The organism is Synechococcus sp. MU1625 (assembly GCF_020514205.1).
Lineage (GTDB): Bacteria > Cyanobacteriota > Cyanobacteriia > PCC-6307 > Cyanobiaceae > Parasynechococcus.
Genome location: NZ_VTLA01000001.1, coordinates 199,984 through 223,669, shown reverse-complemented (window position 1 = coordinate 223,669; position 23,686 = coordinate 199,984). Strand labels below are relative to the sequence as shown.

The window sequence follows — 23,686 nt, the reverse complement described above, 5'->3', positions numbered from 1 at the left end:
GCACTGTTGCCTACATCGTCACGAACTCCTCTGAGACGGAGGGGTGCAACGCCATGGTGCGATCGAAATCAGCTTTGGTGGCGCCCATCCCAACGGCAATGGCGGCCATCTGAATGATCTCCGCCGCATGCTCGCCCACCATGTGGCAGCCAAGCACCCGATCGGTTTGCTTCTCCACTACCAACTTCAGTAGGCAGCGGGGGCCGGAGGCGGGCAGTGCCCGCGCCATCGAACGGAAGCGGGCCCGATGCACGACGACGCCGTCCTCGCCATGGCGTTCAGTCGCCTCCTCTTCCGATAAGCCAACGGTCGCCAGCTCTGGATCACTAAACACGGCACTGGCCACCAGATCGTGGTTCACCTGCCGCTGACGCGAACCGAACACGCTGTCGGCGAAAGCACGACCTTCATCAATGGCGACAGGCGTGAGGTTGACCCGGTCAGTGACATCGCCGACGGCATGAATGTAAGGAACTGAGGTGCAGGAGTTGCCGTCAACCCTGATTCGCCCGTTGTCCACGGCAACACCAGCAGCCTCCAGACCCAGATCTGCAAGCCAGGGGCGACGCCCGGTGGCCATCAGCACACCCCCACAGTCGAGGGACTGACCATCCCCCAGTCGCACAGTCAGCGCACCGGGATCCCCCTCCACAGCCGCGACCGTCTGACCCAAGAGCACGTCAATGCCCTGGTCACTCATCCCGCTGAGGACTGCATCCGCCAACTCCCCATCAAACCCGCGCAGCAGCCGAGGGCCGCGCACCACCTGGGTGACCGCAACACCGAGGCCTCGAAGGATGCAGGCGAACTCACAGGCGATGAATCCTGCGCCGACCACCACCACCGCCGGAGGGACATCCTCAAGCTGGAACATGTCATCACTCACCCAAGTTTTTTCAATCCCTGGGATCTCCGGCCGTGCCGGACGGCCACCCACTGCCACCAGAAAACGAGGTGCTGAAAGCTCCGTCTGAACGGGCCCACCGCGTAAATCGGAGATGCCCATGCGATCCACAGCCGTGAAGCGACCCCAACCGGAGATCAGCTGAACGCCAGCCTTGTCTAGAAATCCAAGGTGGAGCGCATTGAGCCGATCCACCTCGGCGCGCACGCGCCGCAACAGGTCAGGCACATCAGAACGCACGGATTGGATGTGCAGCCCATAGGCCGATGCATCCGCCAGTTGATGCCGGGCCTGGGCGCCGTAGACCAAAAGCTTCTTGGGAACACAGCCGCGGATCACGCAGGTGCCCCCAACGCGATCCCCCTCAACGATCGCGACGCGGGCTCCATGGCTGGCAGCGCGTTTTGCGGCAGCAAGCCCACCGGAACCCGCCCCAAGAACAATCAGATCCAGATCAGCGCCCATGACAGCCGTTTGCTTCCCTCCATTCTTCTTCCCACGGGGGTGACGGAGACGACGGGCATATTCGTAAAGATGGAGTTATGGTCCGGGGAAGAGGGCCGTAGAAGCCCAAGACGAACCGGACGTATTTCAACAGCGTCCTTAAACCATGAAAAATCCTTCCAAACGTCGCAGGCATTCGCCTGACCCTGAGCTGCAGCAAAAGCGATTGCAGCGTCGCGAAATCGCGATGATGATCACCAGCGACGACATGAAGCTGCGGCTCAAGCAGCTCGCTGAGCAGGGCCGCCAACAAGACTGTCTGGCGCTGATGCATGAACTTGGCGACTGGCAGTCCTATGGACGGACCACGCTTGCGCCGATCCTGCATGCCCCCTACATCGGAATCAGCTGAACCACTGAGTTGGTTGGAACTGGCCGGGCTGGCGAAGGCTGAACCGGATCGAATTGAAGGGCCGACCAGTGCCCAGGCCAACTTGCGTTTGTTCGGTCAGCCTGAATCAAGCCTGATGGTCACGCTTTACCGCGACCATCACGCCTGGTGTCCCTACTGCCAAAAAATTTGGCTGTGGTTGGAGTTCAAGCGCATCCCCTACCGGATCCGCAAAGTCACCATGCGTTGCTATGGCCCCAAAGAGCCATGGTTCCTCGAAAAAGTGCCCTCAGGAATGTTGCCCGCCCTCGAGCTGAACGGGCAGCTGATCACGGAAAGTGATGAGATCCTGCTGGCACTCGAACAACAGTTCGGCCCCCTCGGCATGGCAATGACGTCGCCGGAAGCCCTCGAGCTGCGCCGTCTCGAACGGCTGCTGTTTCAGGCCTGGTGCATCTGGCTGTGTTCGCCACGATTGAGCCCCAAGCAACAGATCCTGGCCCGGGACCAGTTTCAGGGGATCGCCCGACGCTTCGAAAGTGAGCTAAATCAGGTTGAAGGTCCATTTCTGCGGGGGCAGGAGCCACAAACCGTTGATCTGATCTTCGTTCCCTACGTGGAACGAATGAATGCCTCGCTGGCCTACTACAAGGGATATCGGCTGAGGGCTGAACATCCAGCCATTGACCGCTGGTTCCGCGCCTTGGAGCAACTGGAGACTTACCGCGGCACCCAAAGCGACTTTCACACCCATGCCCATGACCTTCCTCCCCAGATGGGCGGCTGCTGGTCGGACGACGCAACGGAAGCGCAACGCCTGGCCGAACGGATCGACCGAGGCGATGGCCTTGGCGAAGACGAAGCCTGCTGGGTTGGGGTCAATCAAGCCGATCAGGCCAGCATCGCTCTCGGCAGGGTCCTCCGACACCAGCAGCGGCTACGGGAGGTCAATCCAATGGGTGCTGATGCCTTTGACCGGCCCCTCCGCTGTGCACTGACCCAATTGATCCACAACACTCCATGCCCTCCTCCATCTGGAAGTGCGGCGGGGCTCCGCTACCTGCGCGATCGGATTTCAGTTCCGAGAGATATGCCCTTACCGGCAGCTCGTTTGCTGCGTCGGGCGCTCGAATCCACCGCGCAACTGGACGGGCCTAAGCAAGCCAAGCCTCTCCCGGTGCGGGATCGCTTTGATCAGGATCCCCGTCCCTTCTTAAGTGGGTCATAGTGCGGAAGCGTCAAAACTGAGTCGTGCCCCTGCGGCTGCCTGCCTACCAACCGATTCCGGCCCCCGAGCAGGAAAACGAACTGATCGAGGTGTCAGCGGCACAGTTGCAGCCGACCCAATGGTGTGTGGGGCTGGCTGAGATCTGGTCACGCGAGAGTGATTTCGCCCAAGACACACGCCAGCAGCGTCTTGCCTACCTGCGCGGCAAACCCGTCCCCCTAATCCGCTCTGCCGATGGCGCCATGTGGATGCTGGATCGTCACCACCGGCTGCGGGGCCTGATCGGCATTGACCCAGGCGCCACCACCTGGGCTTATGTGGTGCAGGAGCTAGCGACAACTGATAAAAGTGCCGTGCTGTCGTTTCTGCAAAGCCAAGGGTGGCTTTATCTCTACGACGGTCGGGGCATCGGTCCCCGCCCAACCGAGCAGTTGCCCACCAGCCTGATGGGGCTCGAAGACGATCCCTACCGAAGCCTGGTCTGGAAGCTCAAGCAGGAAGGCTGGATTAAACCCCAACCGCTGATCCCATATCACGAATTTCGTTGGGCAGCCTGGCTACGCACCCGTCCCCTGCCACCCTTCAGCTCCAAGCGACTGGATCCGGCACTCGCGGCAGCACGCCAGCTGGTCTGCTCTGCGGCAGCTCAAGACATGCCGGGCTGGAAAGGCGACAAGAAAGCCTGCCGCTGATCAGCGCTTCTTTCTGGAATCGATCTGCAGCAGATCCTTCACTTTCTGCACCTGACCCGCGAGCTGGGGATCGGACGCCAGTTTTTTCTCGACTTGCTCAATCGCGTACATCACCGTGGTGTGGTCCTTTCCGCCGAAGTTGTCGCCGATTCTCGGCAGGCTGAGGTCGGTGCCCTGGCGCATGAGGTACATCCCCACCTGACGGGCCTGGCTGACGGCACGGCGACGGGTGCTGCTGCACATTTCCTCGGCCGTGACATCAAACACTTCAGACACCTTGTCGATCACCTGTTGCGGCGTGACCTCCACCCCCTGACCGGTGGGGTCCAGCATTGGCGCCACCGATTCCACGGTCATCGGCAACCCCGTGATTGAGGCGAAGGCCACAGCCCGGGTCAGGGCCCCTTCCAACTCGCGGATGTTCGAGGTGAAGCGCCCAGCGATGTACTGGATCAGATCTCGGGGCAGCGACATGCGCTCCTGCTCCGCTTTCTTCTGGAGGATCGCCATACGTGTCTCCAGATCAGGTGACTGAATGTCAGCGATCAGCCCCATCTGGAAACGGGAGATCAGGCGCTGCTGCAGGCGTGGGATCTGACTGGGGGGACGATCACTGGCGATCACCACCTGCCGCCCAGCCTCGTGCAGGGCATTAAAGGTATGGAAGAACTCTTCTTGGGTGTACTCCTTGCCTTCGATGAATTGAATGTCATCAACCAGGATCAGATCGGCGGCGCGATAGCGATCGCGAAAGGCCTGCATGCCGTCCTTGCGGATGGCCTGGATCAGGTCATTGGTGAAGGTTTCGGTGGAGACGTAGGCCACGCGAGCCCCGGGATCGATTTCCAGCCGGTAATGGCCAATGGCTTGCATTAGGTGGGTTTTTCCCAAGCCCACGCCGCCGCAGATGAACAGGGGATTGAACTCCCTCCCTGGCGCTTCGGCCACGGCAAGAGCCGCCGCATGGGCCATTCGGCTGTTGGGGCCGACCACGAAACGGCCGAACACATATCGGGGGTTGAGCCCGGGCAGGTAGCGCCGCGGTGAGCCGCTCCGGGCCGGAGCCGACACTGATTCCTGGGCGGCCGCAGGCGGCGCTGCATCACTCGCATCTGCGGAATCATCACTGGTTTCCTGCAGCGGCAGGGCGGTTTCCGCCAGCACGGTCACCTGAACGGGCTGACCGCTGATGCTGCTGGCCAGCTCCGCGATCGTGGGCAGCAGCTGCTCCCGCAATCGGACGCTGGCGAACGGATTGGGGGCCAGAAGCTTCAGCTCTCCATTGACAAAGCCACTGCAACCCGTCGGGCGAATGAAGGTCTCGAAGGTGGGCTTGCTCAGCTTTGCCTGCAACCCATCTCGCACCTTGATCCAGAGCTCTTCGCCCGTCTGCACCTAAAACCGCCATGCACCCGAGCGCTGAATCTACGCATGCCGATCCGCTCAGGCCGTCTTAAATGCATCAGCACACATCTCGTCGTGATGCCCAACGCCCAGCATTGGTTCGCCATCGTCCTGGCCGGGAGCGCACTCTCCGGTTGCAGCCTGGTGAGGGACCAGCTGGGCCTGACCCCCAAAGCACCGGTGGCACTGCCTCCTGTGGTGCACGATCAGCCCCGCAGCGCTCCACTGCAGCCGGGAGACAACGTGATCGTGAAGGCTGTGGACCGCGTCGGACCTGCCGTGGTGCGGATCGATGTAGTCAAAGAGGTGAACAACCCCTTCGGTGGGATCTTTGGCATGGGACCGTCCAGCCAGCGTCAGCAAGGCCAGGGATCAGGATTCATCACCAGGGCCAGCGGCCTGATCTTCACCAACGAACACGTCGTGCGCGGAGCGGATCAGGTGGCGGTGACCCTTCCGGACGGACGCAACTTCAAGGGCAAGGTGCTCGGCACAGACCCACTCACCGACGTTGCAGTGGTCAAGGTGGTGGCTGACAACCTACCGGTGGCGGCCCTGGGCAACTCCGACCAGCTCAGGCCGGGGGAATGGGCGATTGCCATCGGTAACCCATTTGGTCTCAATAACACCGTGACCGCCGGCATCATCAGCGCGGTAGGCCGACTGAATGCGATCAGTGAAGGCCAGCGGATTCCTTACATCCAGACCGATGCAGCCGTGAATCCCGGCAACAGCGGAGGCCCCCTGATCAATGCCGCCGGTCAGGTGATTGGCATCAATACGGCGATTCGGACCGCCCCTGGAGGCGGTTTGAGTTTTGCCGTTCCAATCAACCTGGCGAAGCGCATCGCGCAGCAGATTGTGAGCACCGGCCAGGCCTCCCATCCCTTCATCGGGGTGCAGCTCATGAACCTCACCCCGCAGCTGGCACGGGAGATCAATGCCACCAACAGCGCCTGTACGGTTCCTGAAGTGAATGGCGTCCTGGTCAAGGATGTGGTCAGCGGCACTCCGGCTGCTGCCGCTGGCATCCGCCAGTGTGATCTGATTCTCAAGGTGGAGAACAAGGCTGTTCAGACGCCCACCGAAGTGCAACTCGCCGTGGATCGCGGCCAGGTGGGAGAACCGATGGAGCTCACCCTCCAACGCAATGGAGAGGAGCTGATGGTGCAGGTGCGCCCGCGCGAACTGCCTCGGAACAACTGAGATGCTGCAGATCATCGTGATGGCCCGATGGCCATCACCGGGCCGATGCAAACGCCGCCTGTCCCGTGATCTCTACAACAGGCTGGGCTTGTCCAACAGCAGCGAGCGCGCCGCCAGGATCCAGACGCGTCTTACCGAGCACACCACCGCTGTGGTGCGCGGGCTCGCCGACGCGATGGTGATCGAGCCGGTGCTGGCGGTGAGCGGGCTTGGACCCAACGCTGCCGCACGCTGGGGACAACAGCTGGGGTTGCCGCTGGTGCGGCTGCAGGGGCAGGGGCAACTCGGCACCCGATTGCGACGGCAGTTGATGCAAGGCCATCGCCGCGGCATGCCATCCCTCGTGATCGGCACGGATCTGCCCGAACTCAATCCCGATGACTTGAAGCGGGCCATCGAACAACTGCAAACCCACGATTTGGTGCTGGGCCCAGCCTCAGATGGTGGCTACTGGCTGCTGGGGATCGGAGCGAACCTGATCCATACCCCCAAGCACTGGCCGCTGATTGGCATTCCCTGGGGCGGTCCGACGGTGCTGGAATCAACCCTGAAGGCTGCCAGCGCGCATGCAATCTCCACCGCACTGTTGCCCAGGAGGAATGATCTGGATCACTCGAGTGATCTGAAGCCATGGCAGGGCTGAGCGTCGTGATTCCGACCCTGGAGGAAGCCAACAGGCTTCCGCTGCTGCTGGCGGATTTGCAGCGTTGGCAAGGGGAGTTGGAGATTGTTATCTGTGACGGTGGAAGCAGGGATCAGACCCGACAAGTGGCTCACCTCGGCGGCGCCACCGTGCTCGACAGCCCGACTGCAGGACGAGGTCCGCAGCTGCGCTGGGGCGTCGACCACAGCTGTCATTCCTGGGTGCTGGTGCTGCATGCCGATAGCCGACTGCCTGGCTCCTGGCACCACAGGGTGGAGCAGATTCTGAACACACCGCAAGCGCGCTTCAGCGCCTGGAGCTTCGAGTTCAAAGTGGATACAGAGGCGCGGCCCATGCTGTGGCTTCTGGAGCGAATGGTGAACTTGCGCAGCCGTTGGCTGCAGCGTCCCTACGGCGATCAGGGACTGCTCATTCATCGCCAGCTGTATCAGCGCATCGGTGGCTACCGCCCGCTGGCACTGATGGAAGACCTGGACCTGGTGGAACGCCTCAGCAAGATCGCGACCATCCGCTCGTTGAACTGTGCCCTGCTGACCAGCGCTCAGCGCTGGCAGAAGCGAAGCGTGCTGATGCAGGCCTGGCGCAACGCCCGTCTGCGATGGCTATGGCGTCAGGGGCGATCAGCAGATCAACTGTTGCGGATGTACCAGCGCTGAACGATCCGATCAGTTCAGTTCAGTTCAGTTCAGTTGGCGTACCAGAAGGCACAGCGATGGCCCTGGGGCTCCAGATCCCAACCCTGGCCTTGATAGAAGCTCACGACGCCGGGGTCCGCGAACAGGCTGACGCGCTCTGTTCCCATCTGAGCCAAGGCGTTGAGGATGTACGCCATCATCTGCTTGCCAAGTCCATTGCCCTGATACAAGGGGTGCACCGCGACGTCCCAGACGGTGGCTTCGAAAACACCATCCCCGGTGCAGCGCGCAAAACCAATCAAACGAGGAACCCGAGCGTCGTGACGCCACAGCCCGACCTTGAGCAGGCTGTGAGTCAGTGCTTTGCGAACCCGTCGAATCGGACGGCGGCTCCAGCCCACAGCTTCCAGAAGTTGCTCAAGCTCCACCAAATCAAAGGGGTATTCCTGGCTAAAGACCAACGTGAGCTGGTCGTTGGCACAGGGGCAGAGACGGGCCCCCTGGCCGTACTGCTGCAGCAGAGGCTCAGCAGGTATAGGCAGGGAGGAACCGATCACAAACGCGCCAACCCCCGCTCCTGCAGCTCTGCGAGCTGGGCATAGAGGCCACCTCGGGCCCTGAGCTCGTGATGGGTGCCCTGTTCGATCAGTTCACCTCGGCGCAACACAAGGATGCGATCGGAGGCTTCCACCGTGGCGAGACGGTGGGCAATGACGATGGCGGTCCGTTTTTGCAGAAGACGGTCCAGATCGGCCTGAAGCGTCGCCTCCGTTGAAGGATCCATGAAGGCAGTGGCTTCATCCATCACCAACACCGTTGGATTGCGGATCGCCACCCGGGCGACAGCCAGCAATTGACGCTCTCCTGAGGAAAGATTGCCCCCACGCTCGCGCAGTTGCGTCTCCAATCCGTTGGGGAGTCGGGACAACAGCTCGTTGAGACCGAGCTCAGCACAGACCTGAACAAGCTCCTGATCACTGACCGGAACATTCAACCGAAGATTGTCGGCCACATTGCCGCTGAACAGGAATGTGTCTTGCAGCACGACCCCCAGCTCACGCCGCAGATCTGCCATCGGGATGCTGCGGATGTCACGTCCATCCAGAAGGATGCGTCCCTGCTGGGGGTCATAGAGGCGGCAGAGCAGACGAATGATGGTGCTCTTGCCGGAACCCGTGGGGCCCACCAGCGCCACATGCTCTCCAGGAGCGATGCGGAAGGAAAGATTGCGGAGGATGGGCTCATCCGGCCGGTAAGAGAAGCTCACGTTGTCGAAGATCACTTCGCCGCCACCGCCAGCAACGTGAGGATCAACCCCCTTGGCCTCGGCGATTTCGAGGGGCTGCTCCATCAACTCACCGATTCGTTCCACAGCAGTCAGTCCGCCCTGAATCTGCGTGAAGCGCTCGGCCAGCTGACGCAAAGGATCAAACAAACGCTGTGAATAAAGGATGAAGGTGGTGAGGGTGCCCAACCCCATCACGCCACTGGTCACCATCCAACCCCCCAGAGCCAGAACCAACGCAATGGCTGCGAGCGCGACCCATTCAAGAAAAGCGGAAATGCTGCTGTCGTAAAAAATGGTTCCGTTGACTGCGTTGCGGTAAGCCGTGCCCGTGCGGAGGAAGCGGGCACTGTTGACCGTTTCGCGGCGATACATCTGAACCACCTCAAGGCCCTGGAGGTTCTCCTGAAAGTCGGCGTTGAGCTGGGAGAGCTCTTCTCGAACGCGGTAGTTGGCCTTGCGGTAGCGACGCTGCAGCCAGAGAACAGCAAGCGTCACGGGCACCTGCGTGCACAGCAAAAGCAGCCCGAGCCTCCACTCGATGAAGAGCATCGTCGAAGCAATGACCAGAAGGCTCACCAGATCACCAAGCACCCCCACAGCACCACTGCCGAACACCTCGGCCAGAGCATCCACGTCACTCGTGAGCCGCGTGAGCAACTTGCCGACCGGCATGCCGTCGTGAAAGCGCAAAGACAGCGACAGCGAGTGCTCAAAGAGGTCGTCGCGGATGCGAGCGGTAAGGCGTTGACCGACGGCCTGAATGTTGAAGCTCTGCACCCCCTGCAAGCAGAGCCTCAGCAGCACCGAGATGAAATAGAGCCCGATGATGACGCGGATCGATCCGGAAAGACTCAGCCCCGAAAGCCACGGAAGACTGGGTTCTCCGCGCAAGACACTGACAGCCTGGCCGACGAGAAGTGGCTGAACGGCACCCGCAAAGGCCACGGGAACCAGCAGCACCAGGGTGACCAGAAGACGCCGACGATCCCGCACGAGATAACGGCCCAGACGACGAACCCGGCGCCAATCCGCAACAGCTCCCATCAGCTGGGACTCCCGACGGGCGTTCGTGCGGCGCGGATCGCCTCCACGATGGAGGCAAGGGGACCATGGTCCAGGCGAATGGACAGCGGATGCCCCACCAGCCGAGCCGTCGACTGGAACAGGTCCTCGATGGCAATCAAGCCGTTGTCCCGCAGGGTCCGACCCGTAGCCACAAGATCAACAATCGCTTCCGACATCCCTGTGATCGGCCCCAGCTCCACCGAACCATTGAGATGCACCAACTCGACAGGAAGATCGAGTGCATCGAAATATTCCCGGGCGCAGTGCGTGAATTTGCTGGCTACCCGGCAATGGGGAGGGAGATCTGCGGCTCGGGTGTAACCACTGCTCTCCTGAACCGCCACGGCCATTCGGCAACCGCCAAAGCCAAGATCCACCAGTTGGGCTACAGGTAGCTGATGTTCCTTGAGCACGTCGTATCCCACCACGCCTAGTTGGGCCTGGCCGTAGGCCACGTAAGTGGGCACATCACCGTTACGAACAAGCAGGGCCCTGGCACGTCCGCAGGGGGTGGGCACCATCAACTGGCGATTGTTCTTGTCGAGAACAGCTGAGAAATCAAGACCTGCCGCCGCAAATCGGGCGACCGAATCCTTAAGTAGCGCTCCTTTGGCCAACGCGACGGTGATCATGGGTCCAGCGCTGACCGGTTAACCAGGCAGGACTTTAACGATGCATTCCTCACTTCATGCCCTGCCTGTGCTGCAAGACAACGTGATCTGGGTCTGGGTGAAGGGAGCGGAGGCCGTTGTGATCGACCCCGCCATCGCCTCTCCGGTGCGTGACTGGCTGGAGCAACGACAGTTGACACTGGCCGCTGTGCTGCAGACCCATCACCATTCCGACCACATCGGAGGAACACCGGATCTGCTGAAGCGTTGGCCCAAAGCCGAGGTCATTGCATCCAGAGCTGACCGGGAGCGGATTCCTTTCCAAACCATGCCGGTGGGGGATGGTGACCAGCTCACCGTGCTGGGAGAGCAGGTGGACGTCATGGATGTCGCCGCCCACACCAGGGCCCACATCGCTTTTTTCACTCCGAACCTGCAAGACGAGGCCATGGGCCCCGTCTTGTTCTGCGGTGACACCTTGTTCGGAGCAGGCTGCGGCCGCCTGTTCGAAGGCACCGCTGAACAGATGCATGAAGCCCTGCAAAAGCTGGCCAGCCTCCCTGACGAGACCAAGGTTTGTTGCGCCCATGAATACACAGAGGCCAACCTGCAATGGGCCGTTGAGCAACGCCCTGAGGAAACGGTTCTGGCTGACCGCTTGCAGGAGGTGCGAACCCTTCGTTCAAAAGGCGCCCTCAGTCTTCCGAGCAGCATCGGTGTAGAACGTCGCACCAACCTGTTCCTGCAAGCCAAAACAGCCACCGAGTTGGGGGTGCTGCGCACACGGAAGGATCAGTGGAGACCGGGGACGCCCCAACGCGAAGAACGGGATCACCAACGGCGATGATCATGGTGATCGCGTGAAGAACCACCCCATGAGCGCCAAGGCCATCACCACTCAAGACGCGCCTGCACCGGTTGGGCCCTACAACCAAGCCGTCCTTGCCGGCGAGTGGCTCTACTGCTCTGGGCAGATTCCGCTTGATCCAACCACTGGGGAGATGGTGGGAAACGGTGATGTCGCCGCGGAAACGCATCAGGTGCTGAAGAACCTAGTCGCTGTCTTAAAAGAGGCCGGAGCCACGCCGAAACAAGTGGTTCGCACAACGGTGTTCCTGGCAGACCTCAGCGACTTTCAGACCGTCAACGGCATCTATGCCGACGTGTTTGGGAGCGGGGTCAGCCCAGCACGGGCCTGCGTTCAAGTGGCAGCACTACCCAAGGGAGCAAGGGTGGAAATCGACTGTGTCGCATGGCTTGGAAGCTGAGCCTGACCCACGGGGGCATAGGTTGGAAATGGCTTCAGTGGTCCTATGCCTCAGGCGAAACTCACCATCGGTGAATTAGAGGCGGGCTATCCGATGTATTGCAAGGCGCTGAGGCGCCTCCTCCAGCAAGGGAAAACAGCTCAAGACATTGAACGCACCGTCTGCTGGGGACATCTTGAAACCCTGAACCGCTGCCTCCCAACCCGTTACAAATCACCCTCCTACCTGCTGGCCCTGATCCGCCGCGATCTGGAAAAGCCTCAGGAAACCTGAAACTGATCAAATCAGAGGTTTCCCATACATCACTAGGCGAACGCTTCATTTTCAAGCGAAAAACACAGTTAAACCAGGGTGAGAAGCAAGGTCCTGGGAATGACCCGCTGTATTTTTCGCAAACCAAAACGGCAGTTCAGGTTCAGTCAGTGGCTTGCCGTGACAATGGTGATGCTGGGAGCTGCCCTGTGCCTGGAACTGCAGGCAGGGCTGAGCACCGACCAGGAAACAGGTGAGATGTCACCCTTAGTGGGCCAGCTTCACCATCCTTGATCGAAAACTGCTCTCAGCGAAGGGAGAGCATGACAATGCAGGGATGACCATTGAAAAGCTCGAGCAGCTTGCCGCGGTGATCGTGACGGCTGGCCTGGTGGCCGGCAATTTCCTGTTGTTCACCCCTTGGCGAGATGGCCGAGATCCGAGACAGCAACATCCTGAAAGCTCGATGCCTCAGAACTCAAGATCGCTTCGATTCATCGGCATGAATACAGATTTCAATGCAACAGATCATCGATATGAAAGCACTCAAATATCAGATAACCAAAAGCAGAACAAAAAGGCCAACACCTGAACCATCGGTGGCACCAGAAAAAATCAAAAAGAAGCCAAGCGAATAACTGGCCGAAACGGAAGACAGCCTGCTTTTGTAACGGCAAAGGTAAAGTACCTATTGCATTCAAACGCGAAAGGAGTAGAGAAGATACAGCCGAAAAAAAGAAAGATGAGGAAAACTACAATCACTTTTCAAGAGGCTTATGCGTCACGAGCCAATCCAAAAGCAGGCGGAGTCAATCTTTCTCTAAGAACCAGAAAAGAGAAACTCAAGACCCATCATGCAAAGCAAGGCATTGCCTAGAACCAGCAAAAATACGGAAAACAAATCAGAAAAACTAAGCTCGCCAATACTTGATCTAATTCCAAATAAATCTCCATGGTGAAAATCAATGAAAGGAAAAGTTGTTGTTCTCGACACCAATGTGCTGCTCCATGACCCCGAAGCTCCACACCGCTTTGGAAACTTGAGAGTCGTCATTCCAATGCAGGTGGTCGAAGAAATTGATCGATTCAAAAAAGATCACTCTGAGAAAGGAAGGAATGCCCGCAGGATTGCAAGACTCTTGGATTCCTATCGACAGCGAGGAAGCCTTGCTGATGGCGTGCTGATTGAAGGCACTAACAAGGGAATGCTGCAAGTGATTTTCTGTCAAACTAATGCCCTCAAAGAATTACCTCCAGAGCTGGGGGTTGGCGGCGGCGACAACAACATCCTCGCGGTGGCCTTGGAGCAGATGCGATGCAGTGGGCTGAAAGAGGCACCTGAGGTTGTGCTGATCAGCAAAGACATCAATCTGAGGATCAAGGCTGATGCGGTGGGATTACAAGCCGAGGACTACATCAACGACAACGTCTCCATCGACGATTTATACACGGGATTCCGTGAGCTCAGCACAGATGCTCAAACGATGAAGACACTGCATGACGAGGATCAACTCTCTCTCGCAGCAGTAACAGATAGCGAAGAACAACATCTCCAAGCCAATGAAGGCGTAGTGATGGTGGATCAGCACAACGACAGCCACACCCTGCTTGCCCGTCTTCAAGGCAACAGCAACACCCTCAAACCTCTGCACTGGCTGAATCGCGCCCATTTGGGGCGGATCAAGGCGCGGAACCGAGAGCAAAGCTTCGCGCTGGATTTGCTGCTCGATCCATCCATCGCTCTGGTGACCTTGGTGGGCAAGGCAGGAACAGGCAAAACATTGTTGGCCCTGGCAGCTGGTTTACACCAGGTCGCTGATACCCATCAATACGCACGATTATTGGTGACGCGCCCGCCGATCTCACTCGGGAAAGACATTGGCTACCTGCCGGGAACACTTGAAGAAAAACTTGGTCCATGGATGAAGCCGATCATCGACAACATTGACTTCATCACCGGCACTTCACCTGGCGATGCCGCTGAACAGACGAAAAGACAAAAGCAGCGAGAGCCACGTAACGCCTGGGCAGACCTCCAAGGCATGGGCTTACTGGAGGTTGAAGCCATCAACACCATTCGAGGGCGATCGATTCCCAATCAGTTCCTGGTGGTGGATGAGGCGCAAAACCTAACTCCCCTGGAAGTGAAGACCATCGTCACGAGGGTGGGCGAGGGCACAAAGGTTGTCTTCACCGGTGATCCCTATCAAATCGACAACCCCTATGTCGATGCGGAAAGCAACGGGCTCACATGGCTGGTCGAAAAGCTCAAAGATCAGCCCCTCGTGGGACACATGACCCTCACGAAGGGAGAGCGCAGTGAACTTGCTGAGCTGGCCGCAAATATCCTCTGATTCATAACGACATAACCAAGAACTCATCACCATGACTCAATTTGCTAATTACTCAAAACCCGAGCAAACCAATCTGGATGCCATTCTAAAATCAACAACCTACAAAATCGCCCATGAAGATCCAGAATTACTGAACAGCAGGGCCATGCGAGGCGTGAGAATGCTGCTTGAGATCACCAAACCAGATCTTCATCTACAAACAGCCGGCATTGAATCAACCATCATTGTTTTTGGTGGAGCCAGAATTATCGATAGAGAAACTGCAACACAGCGACTCAAGGAAGCAGAACAACACCTGAGTAAAAATCCAGGATCTTCAAGCTTAAAAAGACAGGTGATTCATCATCAACAGTTAGTGGAGCTATCTCGTTTTTACGATTCAGCCCGTGAATTCGCCCGCTTAGCATCTCAGCATGGCCAAGGCAACAAAGAAAACGACCATGGATGCTCATCACACGTGATCGTGACCGGCGGTGGGCCAGGAATCATGGAAGCAGCGAACCGTGGCGCCTTTGAAGCCGGATGCCGATCGATCGGACTCAACATCTCCCTACCATTTGAACAACACCCAAATCCCTACATCACTCCAGACCTTTGCTTTAATTTCAATTATTTCTCTCTTCGAAAATTCCATTTTGTGATGCGATCTATTGGAGCCATTCTCTTTCCAGGTGGATTTGGCACGCTGGATGAACTGTTTGAGCTACTCACCTTGAGACAAGTTGGTACAAAAGGAAGCATGCCAATTGTCCTCTTTGGTAAAGACTTCTGGAAGCGGCTTGTTGATTTTGAATACCTCGCTGAGACAGGCTTGATTTCAGGTGATGACTTGAAATTAATTCATTTTTCTGACACTCCAGAAGAGGCCTGGGACTACATACGAAGCCACACGGCATCAGCCAGACAATAAAAGCCCCGCCATTGCTGACGGAGTGAAGCGTGTGAGGCTTTATCGGGAGATGGATAGAGACAAACAGTGCCTTGCTCTTATCAATTCAAGCCAAGGCCTAACTACGGCCTTCAAAGCACTCTCGCCACAGCTGGAATACGTCTGAGCTGACCAGCAAGAGCGAACGAAACAATCGTCGTCACGACCGTTGCAGATATTGCAATGAGCCAAGGGTTGATTCCGATAAAACCAATTGCCATCAAAACCCCAACAAGAATCAATGAATGAATAACATACGCTCCATAGCTATTAACCCCAGCGGTTGCCAACCATTGGCCAAAGCGATCTTCATTGCGCTGGAACCACAAGATTAGATAGGAGAGAATTCCCCATGCGATGAAGGGATGGAAGAATTTACCAAGAAAGACTAATCTTGCCGGCTTATCCACAAGGCCAGGATTAAATGACAGAGTCAGGGCAAGGCCAAGGAAACATAGGATTAAAAACATGGAAAAGCGGAACCACTTCACAACAAGATGAGTGTCGAGCCTCTCAAACCAGCGATGGAACGATGCCTTACATCCCGCAAAAAACAAGAATGCATATGTAAAAATGTGCATTCCTTGTGCGCCCAGACCATTTAAAGGTGACTTCACTAAAGCAGACCAGAGTTCGGTTTGCGTTGTCATCACCACTTCAAGAGACCCTAGAACCACGGCACTGATCAACCATGAACGGATCCTTGGCGTGGAAACAGATGTATCGACTGCATATTGATCTCCTCTCAGCGCCACCCAGGCACAATAAAGCAAATCAAAAGCAAACAGAACGACTAAGAACCACAACACAATTACGGTATTAAAAGGAAGATTACTCAATGGCAATTTCGCAAAAGGGCTGGCCGGCGAGAGCCTGCTGAGCAGAAGTAAGCTGTTGTTAATCAACAGCATGCCAACCAAGAAGGGAACACCCAGCCGAAAGAGGCGGTCTTTCAAATAGTGCACCACTCCCTTCTTATGCACTGAGCGAGGAACGAAATATCCAGAGATCAAAAACATCATCGGCATGATGAAAGAATTTATCGCATACATGTACCAGGTGAAAAATCCTTTGAAGAATGGACCAACAGAATCCTCAACAGGAATGCGAACGCCAAGCCAGCCAATACCCCCTCCAAAAGCTATTGGGACATGGAGTGCAATGACGAGAGCAACCACCACTGCCTTGATTTGATCCAGATAAAGCGAACGCTTCACAGTCATTGATTGTCGAACGGTTATAGATCTAGTTTCACCAGGGATACCAGGTTATTGCTCCCCCATATGGGTGATACCTACCTGAGAAGTGAGTGAGTAATGAAGCCAATATGTGTCATTGAATGCTTTTGTATGGCAGTGCAACGCCCCTCGAATCCTCCGTCGCGGCTACGGCCTGCGAACAACTGCCAAATCCGGGGGTGTTTTTTACCCAATTTCAGCAGTCCCATCCACCAGTTGAGGGATGCGGGCCTGCGGGGACCCGGGTCAAACTTTCCGCATCAACAAACCATCAATGAAATATCTGCCACACCTTATGGCCCTCCTGCTGGTCGGGAGTACTGCTGCTCACGCACGCGTAAAGGATCACTTCGAGCAAGCTGTTATGAAGTGCATATCAAATCCAAGTGAGATGAATTGCAAAACGGCGGCAGAGTCAGCCGATCAATATGCCTACAGGTTGAGAAATAGCGATAAGAAGTGTCTTACCGTCATCGCTGTTGTTGGTGCTACAGCAGTAACAGCGCCATTTATGGGCAAACCCGAGCTGCTGATCGATGAATGGAACCGTTACCAAGAAGGATGCGGTTGAGGAATGTTGAAAGCAACCAGATCTCCATACCGGTTAGAGCCTCACTCCCAGGTGGCAACCCAGCAACCTGTCTGATCTTCGTGCGTCAGGAACGGGTAAAGCCAGTCCAGTAAAAGCTTCTCCACCACTGGCTCCCCAAGGTCTTTGCGCGCCCCCAGAAAAGATCATTCTCATCGACAAGCCTTCGATGGATTGGGGCTTGGATCTAAACACCACCGGCGCAACCGTTCCATTTGTTGCAGGGGCGTTCCCAGAACACACGCAGTTGCCCCCTGGGTGACTTGAAGATCAGTCCACCTTCCTCGGCGATGCGTTCGTAGCTCTTGCCCTGCTGGTCAGCAGCGAAGAAGTAAGCGACATTGTCGCGATAGACCCTGACGTTGCCTTGTCGTTGGCTGAAGCCGCATTCCTTCAGTTCAGTCGGTGAGAAACCTGTCTCCTGGGTAAAACACCAGACATCAGCAGTGTCGGCACGGGCTGGTGCTGCAACCAGGGCGGTGATGGCGATGGCTGCAGCGGCCAGTGTTGTGCGAATCATCGTGTCCAAGGGCATGGGTGGGTGTGCTTCCAATCAATCGCAGCGTGGACACTGGCGACCAGGTCGCCCAGCAGCGAAAGGGCAATGCGGGTGTCTTTAGACATGGAACAAACGTGACTGCCTTGAGGGTTCCCCTAGGTGGGTAAGCAATAAAAAAACCCAGGAGGGAAGAGAGGTCTCCTGGGTTGGGGTTTTCGTCCACTGCCACTTAAAGAGGATTCTTCAGATTTGTTCTGAGGCTCCGCTGAGAGTTTTGTTGGCTTCAGGCGCTTGCAGGCTCAGACCTTGTTTCCTTCGTCGTCCCAATACTCGATCCTGTTCACGTCCAGGTCTTCTTGCTTCAACTTGGCGACGATCTCCTTTGCTCTTGCCCTTAGGTACAACTCGTCGGTCACCAGACTTTGGTAAACGATCTCCTCCAGCGTCTCTTCAGGAGCTTCTGAGACGATCTGCTTCACATCGTCTTTGCTCAGCTTCACGTCAGTTCGGATGCTGACGGTCTGGTCGAAGTCGAACTCGATTTCGTTGATTACCGATTCCATTTGCTGGCTCTGTCTTGTGGTGAGAATCGCTGCTTGTCGTAGAAGCTAGCCCGCACCGGTTGATTGTTCTGCCTGACGGCAGTGAACCCAAAGCAGGGGGGATGGTGTCTTTGGAAGTTCCCGCCGGAGGGAACCTGCACCCAATGGAGCGGAGTCAGTTCAGCGTTATCAGGATGGATTGCCCAGGCGCGTCACTCCCCTGCTGGATTAGCGCGTTGGTAGTAGCCCTGTCCTGCGGGATTGCGCTGCTGGGCCTCAACAGTCGAAGGCATCAGCCCATTCACCGCAAGAAAAGCGGTCGCGCCCATAAGGGCACCTGCCAGACCACCGACAAAACCAGCAGCAACAGTGCGATGTAGACCTTTCATCAATTCAATTCATCTGACGACAAGGTCGCCGAAATGGCATGGCAGCACCTCCCCCATTCGAGCCATTGTTGTGCCTGATGTCAGGAGCACCACCCACCAGTCGAGGGATATGTAGCCCACGTGTCGCGCCCAGTCTTCTTAAGCCGTACTACAACTACAGGATTAGCTATTGAAATTTCATAATCAATTACTACCATTGAATTGAAAATCATACACACAAAAAGTCTCAGCGAATGGAATGGTTTGAACATCTGCTGACACATACAGCTGACGTATTACGCTTAATCCTTGAGTACCTCTCCGTTCTCTGTGTTGGCGTTGGCCTGATTGCAGTATTCAGTTCACGTGGACCACTTCGGAGCATCCTTCGGCGGCACCTCCCCCCTCATCTTTTACAGCGTGGACCATTGACAGCAGCCCGCTTGACGTTTGGCGGATGGCTTGCTTTGGCACTTGAGTTTCAACTTGGAGCTGATGTGGTGCAAACCACAATCAGCCGGGAAGCATCCGACTTGATTGCACTGGGCGCTGTGGCAGTAGTGCGAACATTTTTGAATTATTTTCTTAGCCTTGAACTCCAAGAGAAAAAGCAAACCACATAAATGGAATAAAAACCATCCAACTAAGGGGTAATTTAGACAGCCATATCCCTCAAATGGATAACCCAAAAACCCCACTATTGCTGAATGGCTGAAGTGTGAGAGGTTTTGTCGGGAGATGGATAGCGACAATCACAACTCCTCCTGCTTTTCTACGACGGGTTTTCTATAGCCTTAAGCCTGCTTCATAGACGCCGTCAGCAGGCTTAAGGCTTCCCAACAAAGCTGAATAGACATCAGCAATACATTTGCAAGTAAGAGCTATGACCTTGGTCCAGATGGCACCCGCAATGACGATGTCAATCATGATCATTGGTCTTGTTCTCTCTGAACCAACCCTCACAGATCCAGCTGGCATCCATCTCCCCCATTCGGGCAGTTGTTCTACCTGGTTTCAGGGCTTCTCCTCCCCAAATTGGTGAGGGGGCTTTTTAGTGCCCAAAGCACTGGTCAGTTGACCAGTACCTGATTCGAACAGCGCTGGTTCTTGGTCGAAGTCATCCTGTATTTGGAAGTTCCCAAAAGCTCGATCCAATGGTTATCAACAACCATAAGGCGCTATTGCGAGAACTGGTTCCTCTTCTCATCCAGAACAGCAAGCACAGCATTACTCGACTAGTGCTGCGCATTGTCACCAGCCTATTGTCAACATCAGGTGAGTTTGCTTCCTCCGAGCACCCAAAGCAGAAACAGGAGAGCAATCCAAGGGGTCATGAACGAACAATAAGTCTGGGCTAATACCAAGACCAAAACTGCTCCAATTGCTGTTCTTAGTGGGTACTTGATCATCTAGACATGATGTTTGCGACAACACGCTTGTTGTTCATTAATCTTGCTTGCTACTTTTGGGCCAGGCTTTAACCACAAAAAGAGCAACCGCTATCCCAAGCGCAACATCGACAAATCTTGCAGCAGCTGTAAACCACACCACAGATTTGTCTGGATCGCTGACGACCACCGTTAAGGCTATGGCGCCAAATCGTAGTGAGCTTGGGTGCAGCCCTGCAGCACGACATAGCAACCCAAGCAAAGCGATAGCCAGACCGTAATTGATAAGGTTGTATGCCGTAAAACTAACTTGCAGCGCCGCCAGAAAAACGCCAATGAGAGTGCCTACAAGACGACGACGGGCTGTAGCAGCAGCGCCTTCAAAAGCATCTAAAGAACAAACGATTGCGGAGATGGGCGCCCAATAAGGGTCTGGCAAATGAAGAGCTTGAGCTAAGCCCATTGAGACGACTGCAGCGACCGCCGTTTGAATTGGGCTGCTGATAAAAGATTGCATGGATACCTAGCGCATTGATGGTGTGCACCATGGCAAGCCTGTTTTGAGCATCTTGTCCCACGCCTCGATGGCGTTGTGCCTGAGCATTCGCCTGCGGGTTTGCGGCACTGGTGGGCGTGGTGGAACCCAGCGATCGTGGCGCACCGCAAGCCACTGCGCATGCACCGTTGCTGAGTCGGCCTTGAACTGACAAAGCAGCTGTTGCTCAGGACTCACCAGCCAACCCTTACCGCCGGAAAAACCGGGCGGTGATGGTTGGTGGCGCGGTCCTTACTTGGCATCCGCTGAAGTCTGGCCAGCAGTGAACACTCATGTGAGAAGCAAGTTGGCTGGGCGATCAAAAACCGCGCCCGTCACGTTCCCTCATTTCCAGGCGGAGTTGCTGGTAGCGAAGCAAGGCCCGCTCCTCATCCAACTGAGGGAACAACAAACGAGCCTCTTCCAGGCTCGCGGGCTCCAATAGCCAGTCATCAGAGCGATCCGGGGCCACCTGCTCAGGATTGCGATCCCATAGCTGACTGCCTGGCATAACCCAGCCAAACCAGCGACGAAAGCGATCGAACAGTTCGAGTGGATGCATCTGTGGTGCGGTCCTTGTTCGGCATGGGGTGGAGTCTGTCTAAGACCTTCGGCACAATGATCTGGTGCGATGAAACCATTGATGTGGGCAGAGCACCTGACGATCGCGAGATGCTGCACCTGCCTGGCTGAGCACGATCTGAGCGCTGCCATCTCAACGATGGGCACGGGGGCTCCACTGACTCCAGAGGGATCTAATCCTGGAGTCCGTACGGGTGGAGGTAGAGCAATTAGACGCTAGAGCTGGTTTGCTCTAGCTTTTGCTCTACTTGGGTTGATCCACTCAGTGAAAACCTAGTGGAGCCAAGGAGATTCGAACTCCTGACCCCCTGCATGCCATGCAGGTGCTCTACCAGCTGAGCTATGGCCCCATTGCGACGTGGAAGCTTCGTGCGACCGGCGTCGTGTGAGAGCTTACACCGCGAAGGCCTCAGACCTGACGCCAAACAGCAACCAGGCGACCTTGCACCTCAACCTGCTCGGCAGGGAGCTCAATCGGTTGATAGGCAGGATTAGCTGCTTCGAGAACCACCGTCGCGCCCTGGCGATGGAAGTGCTTCAGCGTGGTGCCGCTGCCGGCCACCAGAGCGCTAACAACCGTGCCGTTGCGCAGCCGCTGGGGATCCTGAACAGGCTCCATAAGCACCACATCACCATCAGCGATGTGGGAGTCGACCATCGAATCTCCATTCACCGTCAGCGCGAACAGACCACGGGTCTCCAGCACAGGCGCCAAGTCCAGGTGCTCTTGAACATCATCAAAGGCGGTGACCAGACCACCTGCAGCGACGGCCCCAAGAACCGGGATACCCGCTGCCCCCACCATGTCACCCAATAGCTGCAAGGTGCGTGCCTGGCCCTCCTGCCAGGTGATCCATCCTTTCTGCTGGAGATGACGCAACCGGCTTTGGATTGGAGCGGGCGAACGAAGCCCCATCGCGTGCATCATCTGGCGAATCGATGGACTATGGCGATGCGTGCCGATGTAGTCAGCCAGCCAGTCGTAAAGCTCTTGCTGAGCAGAGGTGAGAGGCTCCTGAAGGGCACGAGTCACCGCAGAAAAGGTTCGGGCAATACATTTGTACCGTTCCTCGCCCGGCTCCGCAACCGCTGACTCAGGTCAGACGAGCTTCCACACCGCAGGCTCTGGGATGCTCGGCGCCACGTTGAGATCTTGGGGTTCCTTGAAGACCACGCGCCATTCAGGAACACGGCAGGTGACGTAACCGGGATGTTCAATCACCAAACCCGGTTCATCGGTTTGGGTCGCCACCCAGCCCGACATCCAGTGCCCCTCCTCAGACAGGCCACCTTTGAACCAGACCCAACAACGTTCCTTGCGCATCACGAGGCTCTTCAGCGGTTCTTGTAGTTCTCAAGCTGTTGCGGGCACGCAGCCATCAGATAACCCATTAATTGCCCCGTGATCCGGGCCCGCTCCTGATCATTCGGTGCGGTAGGGATGTCCTCGTAGCGCATCGACGTGTCTCGCTCAAACAACGCTTTGAGCTCAGGGTCCGGCAACGCATAGAACGCATCCACGCCCATGGCGCAGATCTGCTCTCCTGTCCATCGGGCAATGGTGCTCTGCTGTTTTTTGCTGGTGGCTAGTACCGCTGAACCCGTACTGGCCGTAACCATCAACAGCAGCAAAAAAAACCAGACCACCTTCACAGACCTCCCATCAACACCGCCAACAGAGCCTGTTGTGCATGCAGGCGGTTTTCCGCTTGATCGAAGATGCGGCTTGCCGTTCCCTCCATCACTTCGGCACTGATCTCCTCGCCGCGGTGGGCTGGCAAGCAGTGCAGAACGATCGCTTCTGAGGACGCCAGATCCATCAGGGATTGATCCACGCAGAAACCGGCAAAGGCCTGCTCACGCTGCATCTGCTCAGCTTCCTGGCCCATCGAGGCCCAGACGTCGGTGTAAACGGCTTGAGCACCGGCCACAGCCTCCCGGGGATCGGTCACCACATCAATCGATGCCTCATGCTGCGCCAGGGATCGTGCCTGCTCGAGAACGCCCGGCAGAGGTTCGAAGCCCTCTGGACAGCCAATCCGCACATTCACCCCCAGCAAGGCACCGCACAGCATCAGGGAATGGGCGACATTGTTTCCGTCGCCTACATAAGCCAGGGTCTGCCCCGCAAGATCGCCATGGGCTTCCTGCATGGTGAGGAAGTCAGCCAAGGCTTGGCAGGGATGTTCCAGATCGGTCAAGGCATTGATCACCGGAACAGACGCCCAATGGGCGTAATCCACCAGCTCCTGCTGCGCGAAGGTTCGAATCGCCAGAACGTCGCAATACCTGCTGAGAACACGGGCCGTGTCCTCGAGGGGCTCCCCGCGGCCGAGCTGCGTCACAGAAGGATTGAGGTCAACCGTTTGACCACCGAGGCGGGCCATGGCCACCTGAAAACTGACGCGGGTTCGGGTAGACGCCTTGCTGAAGATCAGCCCCAGCACACGGTTGCCGAGATCGATCCGACGATCACCGCTCTTCAGTTGTGCAGCCAGATCCAGCAACGCCGCTGTTTCATTGGCGGAGAAGTCCGCCGATGACAGGAAATCACGGCCGCAAAGCGGAGAGAGGACAGCAGCAACACCCGCAGGAGCGGTAGCCATCGCAA

General features: G+C 56.9%; 30 protein-coding genes and 1 tRNA gene. 14 read left to right on the top strand and 17 right to left on the bottom strand.

All coding sequences use genetic code 11. The features are described 5' to 3' along the window. Positions 1–10: 10 nt before the first annotated feature. Positions 11–1,369: a glutathione-disulfide reductase gene (gene gorA, locus FZX13_RS01280; RefSeq protein WP_226406573.1), complete on the bottom strand. Its 1,359-nt coding sequence runs from the start codon at positions 1,367–1,369 to the stop codon at positions 11–13. 145 nt (positions 1,370–1,514) lie between these two features. Between gorA and FZX13_RS01275 the strand changes: the two genes are divergently transcribed. From FZX13_RS01275 to FZX13_RS01265, 3 genes are read left to right on the top strand one after another with little or no spacing between them, the layout of a single operon-like run. Further along, positions 1,515–1,760 (top strand): hypothetical protein, encoded by a 246-nt coding sequence (locus FZX13_RS01275; protein WP_226397783.1) that lies wholly within the window; start codon positions 1,515–1,517, stop codon positions 1,758–1,760. Further along, positions 1,735–2,967, top strand: a complete 1,233-nt coding sequence (locus FZX13_RS01270) for a glutathione S-transferase family protein (RefSeq protein ID WP_226406571.1) — start codon at positions 1,735–1,737, stop codon at positions 2,965–2,967. Before FZX13_RS01275 ends, FZX13_RS01270 begins: the two co-directional genes overlap by 26 nt. A 23-nt stretch (positions 2,968–2,990) precedes the next feature. Continuing rightward, a complete protein-coding gene (locus tag FZX13_RS01265; RefSeq protein WP_226397785.1) occupies positions 2,991–3,659 on the top strand; it encodes a ParB-like protein in 669 nt (222 codons plus the stop codon). Here the strand turns inward: FZX13_RS01265 and dnaA are convergent, their stop codons facing one another. Continuing rightward, a complete protein-coding gene (gene dnaA / locus FZX13_RS01260; RefSeq protein WP_226406569.1) occupies positions 3,660–5,054 on the bottom strand; it encodes a chromosomal replication initiator protein DnaA in 1,395 nt (464 codons plus the stop codon). Positions 5,055–5,141: 87 nt separating this feature from the next. Here dnaA and FZX13_RS01255 point away from each other — a divergent pair, with 87 nt between their 5' ends. Genes FZX13_RS01255 through FZX13_RS01245 form a run of 3 tightly spaced genes read left to right on the top strand, consistent with a single transcriptional unit; the run spans position 5,142 to position 7,589 of the window. Next, entirely contained in the window at positions 5,142–6,269 is a 1,128-nt protein-coding gene (locus FZX13_RS01255; protein WP_226408196.1) for a trypsin-like peptidase domain-containing protein, read from the top strand. A gap of 1 nt (position 6,270) precedes the next feature. Continuing rightward, positions 6,271–6,912: a TIGR04282 family arsenosugar biosynthesis glycosyltransferase gene (locus tag FZX13_RS01250; protein ID WP_226406567.1), complete on the top strand. Its 642-nt coding sequence runs from the start codon at positions 6,271–6,273 to the stop codon at positions 6,910–6,912. Beyond that, a complete protein-coding gene (locus FZX13_RS01245) occupies positions 6,900–7,589 on the top strand; it encodes a TIGR04283 family arsenosugar biosynthesis glycosyltransferase (protein WP_226406565.1) in 690 nt (229 codons plus the stop codon). Before FZX13_RS01250 ends, FZX13_RS01245 begins: the two co-directional genes overlap by 13 nt. Positions 7,590–7,618: 29 nt before the next feature. Here FZX13_RS01245 and FZX13_RS01240 read toward each other — a convergent pair whose 3' ends face one another. Genes FZX13_RS01240 through hisG form a run of 3 tightly spaced genes read right to left on the bottom strand, consistent with a single transcriptional unit; the run spans position 7,619 to position 10,553 of the window. After that, on the bottom strand, positions 7,619–8,122 hold the full coding sequence (locus FZX13_RS01240; protein WP_226408194.1) for a GNAT family N-acetyltransferase: 504 nt from the start codon (positions 8,120–8,122) through the stop codon (positions 7,619–7,621). Next, positions 8,122–9,900 carry an ABC transporter ATP-binding protein gene (locus FZX13_RS01235; RefSeq protein WP_226406554.1) on the bottom strand — a complete coding sequence of 593 codons (1,779 nt, stop codon included), beginning with the start codon at positions 9,898–9,900 and terminating at the stop codon, positions 8,122–8,124. Before FZX13_RS01235 ends, FZX13_RS01240 begins: the two co-directional genes overlap by 1 nt. Next, a complete protein-coding gene (gene hisG, locus FZX13_RS01230) occupies positions 9,900–10,553 on the bottom strand; it encodes an ATP phosphoribosyltransferase (RefSeq protein WP_226406552.1) in 654 nt (217 codons plus the stop codon). The genes FZX13_RS01235 and hisG overlap by 1 nt, the downstream gene beginning before the upstream one ends. Positions 10,554–10,593: 40 nt before the next feature. Between hisG and gloB the strand changes: the two genes are divergently transcribed. From gloB to FZX13_RS01200, 6 genes are all read left to right on the top strand, one after another. Continuing rightward, positions 10,594–11,379 (top strand): hydroxyacylglutathione hydrolase, encoded by a 786-nt coding sequence (gloB, locus tag FZX13_RS01225; protein WP_226406550.1) that lies wholly within the window; start codon positions 10,594–10,596, stop codon positions 11,377–11,379. Positions 11,380–11,407: 28 nt separating this feature from the next. After that, positions 11,408–11,800, top strand: coding sequence for a RidA family protein (locus tag FZX13_RS01220; protein WP_226406548.1), 393 nt, complete (start codon positions 11,408–11,410; stop codon positions 11,798–11,800). Positions 11,801–11,845: 45 nt separating this feature from the next. Next, positions 11,846–12,073, top strand: coding sequence for a DUF3136 domain-containing protein (locus FZX13_RS01215; RefSeq protein ID WP_115023604.1), 228 nt, complete (start codon positions 11,846–11,848; stop codon positions 12,071–12,073). Positions 12,074–12,389: 316 nt separating this feature from the next. Further along, positions 12,390–12,644 carry a hypothetical protein gene (locus FZX13_RS01210; RefSeq protein ID WP_226406546.1) on the top strand — a complete coding sequence of 85 codons (255 nt, stop codon included), beginning with the start codon at positions 12,390–12,392 and terminating at the stop codon, positions 12,642–12,644. Between the two features lie 373 nt (positions 12,645–13,017). Next, positions 13,018–14,406 carry a PhoH family protein gene (locus FZX13_RS01205; protein WP_226406544.1) on the top strand — a complete coding sequence of 463 codons (1,389 nt, stop codon included), beginning with the start codon at positions 13,018–13,020 and terminating at the stop codon, positions 14,404–14,406. A gap of 31 nt (positions 14,407–14,437) precedes the next feature. After that, positions 14,438–15,316 carry an LOG family protein gene (locus tag FZX13_RS01200; protein ID WP_226406542.1) on the top strand — a complete coding sequence of 293 codons (879 nt, stop codon included), beginning with the start codon at positions 14,438–14,440 and terminating at the stop codon, positions 15,314–15,316. A 110-nt stretch (positions 15,317–15,426) separates the two neighbouring features. Here the strand turns inward: FZX13_RS01200 and FZX13_RS01195 are convergent, their stop codons facing one another. After that, a complete protein-coding gene (locus FZX13_RS01195; RefSeq protein ID WP_226406540.1) occupies positions 15,427–16,557 on the bottom strand; it encodes an acyltransferase in 1,131 nt (376 codons plus the stop codon). Between the two features lie 310 nt (positions 16,558–16,867). Here FZX13_RS01195 and FZX13_RS01190 point away from each other — a divergent pair, with 310 nt between their 5' ends. After that, positions 16,868–17,143, top strand: a complete 276-nt coding sequence (locus tag FZX13_RS01190) for a hypothetical protein (RefSeq protein ID WP_226406538.1) — start codon at positions 16,868–16,870, stop codon at positions 17,141–17,143. A 205-nt stretch (positions 17,144–17,348) separates the two neighbouring features. On the opposite strand, the gene FZX13_RS01185 is transcribed toward FZX13_RS01190, so the two are convergent. From FZX13_RS01185 to FZX13_RS01175, 3 genes are all read right to left on the bottom strand, one after another. Next, positions 17,349–17,696 carry a hypothetical protein gene (locus FZX13_RS01185; protein WP_226406536.1) on the bottom strand — a complete coding sequence of 116 codons (348 nt, stop codon included), beginning with the start codon at positions 17,694–17,696 and terminating at the stop codon, positions 17,349–17,351. A 263-nt stretch (positions 17,697–17,959) separates the two neighbouring features. Beyond that, positions 17,960–18,223, bottom strand: a complete 264-nt coding sequence (locus tag FZX13_RS01180; RefSeq protein WP_115024281.1) for a hypothetical protein — start codon at positions 18,221–18,223, stop codon at positions 17,960–17,962. Positions 18,224–18,414: 191 nt separating this feature from the next. Beyond that, positions 18,415–18,591, bottom strand: coding sequence for a hypothetical protein (locus tag FZX13_RS01175; protein ID WP_170952131.1), 177 nt, complete (start codon positions 18,589–18,591; stop codon positions 18,415–18,417). A gap of 233 nt (positions 18,592–18,824) precedes the next feature. Here FZX13_RS01175 and FZX13_RS01170 point away from each other — a divergent pair, with 233 nt between their 5' ends. Continuing rightward, positions 18,825–19,193: a DUF1622 domain-containing protein gene (locus FZX13_RS01170; RefSeq protein WP_115093588.1), complete on the top strand. Its 369-nt coding sequence runs from the start codon at positions 18,825–18,827 to the stop codon at positions 19,191–19,193. Between the two features lie 823 nt (positions 19,194–20,016). On the opposite strand, the gene FZX13_RS01165 is transcribed toward FZX13_RS01170, so the two are convergent. From FZX13_RS01165 to argF, 8 genes are all read right to left on the bottom strand, one after another. Beyond that, positions 20,017–20,475, bottom strand: a complete 459-nt coding sequence (locus FZX13_RS01165; RefSeq protein WP_226406534.1) for an aromatic acid exporter family protein — start codon at positions 20,473–20,475, stop codon at positions 20,017–20,019. Between the two features lie 6 nt (positions 20,476–20,481). After that, a complete protein-coding gene (locus FZX13_RS01160) occupies positions 20,482–20,640 on the bottom strand; it encodes a DUF1651 domain-containing protein (protein ID WP_370630787.1) in 159 nt (52 codons plus the stop codon). Between the two features lie 172 nt (positions 20,641–20,812). After that, positions 20,813–21,055: a hypothetical protein gene (locus tag FZX13_RS01155; protein WP_226406530.1), complete on the bottom strand. Its 243-nt coding sequence runs from the start codon at positions 21,053–21,055 to the stop codon at positions 20,813–20,815. 297 nt (positions 21,056–21,352) lie between these two features. Further along, positions 21,353–21,425 (bottom strand) — tRNA-Ala (locus tag FZX13_RS01150). Positions 21,426–21,484: 59 nt separating this feature from the next. Further along, positions 21,485–22,108 carry a transcriptional repressor LexA gene (lexA, locus tag FZX13_RS01145; protein WP_226406528.1) on the bottom strand — a complete coding sequence of 208 codons (624 nt, stop codon included), beginning with the start codon at positions 22,106–22,108 and terminating at the stop codon, positions 21,485–21,487. A gap of 66 nt (positions 22,109–22,174) precedes the next feature. Next, positions 22,175–22,399 (bottom strand): hypothetical protein, encoded by a 225-nt coding sequence (locus tag FZX13_RS01140; RefSeq protein ID WP_226397804.1) that lies wholly within the window; start codon positions 22,397–22,399, stop codon positions 22,175–22,177. A gap of 11 nt (positions 22,400–22,410) precedes the next feature. Further along, the gene (locus tag FZX13_RS01135) at positions 22,411–22,722 is read right to left on the bottom strand and encodes a hypothetical protein (RefSeq protein ID WP_226406526.1); all 312 of its coding nucleotides are present in this window, start codon (positions 22,720–22,722) and stop codon (positions 22,411–22,413) included. A 2-nt stretch (positions 22,723–22,724) separates the two neighbouring features. Beyond that, the gene (argF, locus tag FZX13_RS01130) at positions 22,725–23,681 is read right to left on the bottom strand and encodes an ornithine carbamoyltransferase (protein ID WP_226406524.1); all 957 of its coding nucleotides are present in this window, start codon (positions 23,679–23,681) and stop codon (positions 22,725–22,727) included. Positions 23,682–23,686: the final 5 nt, after the last annotated feature.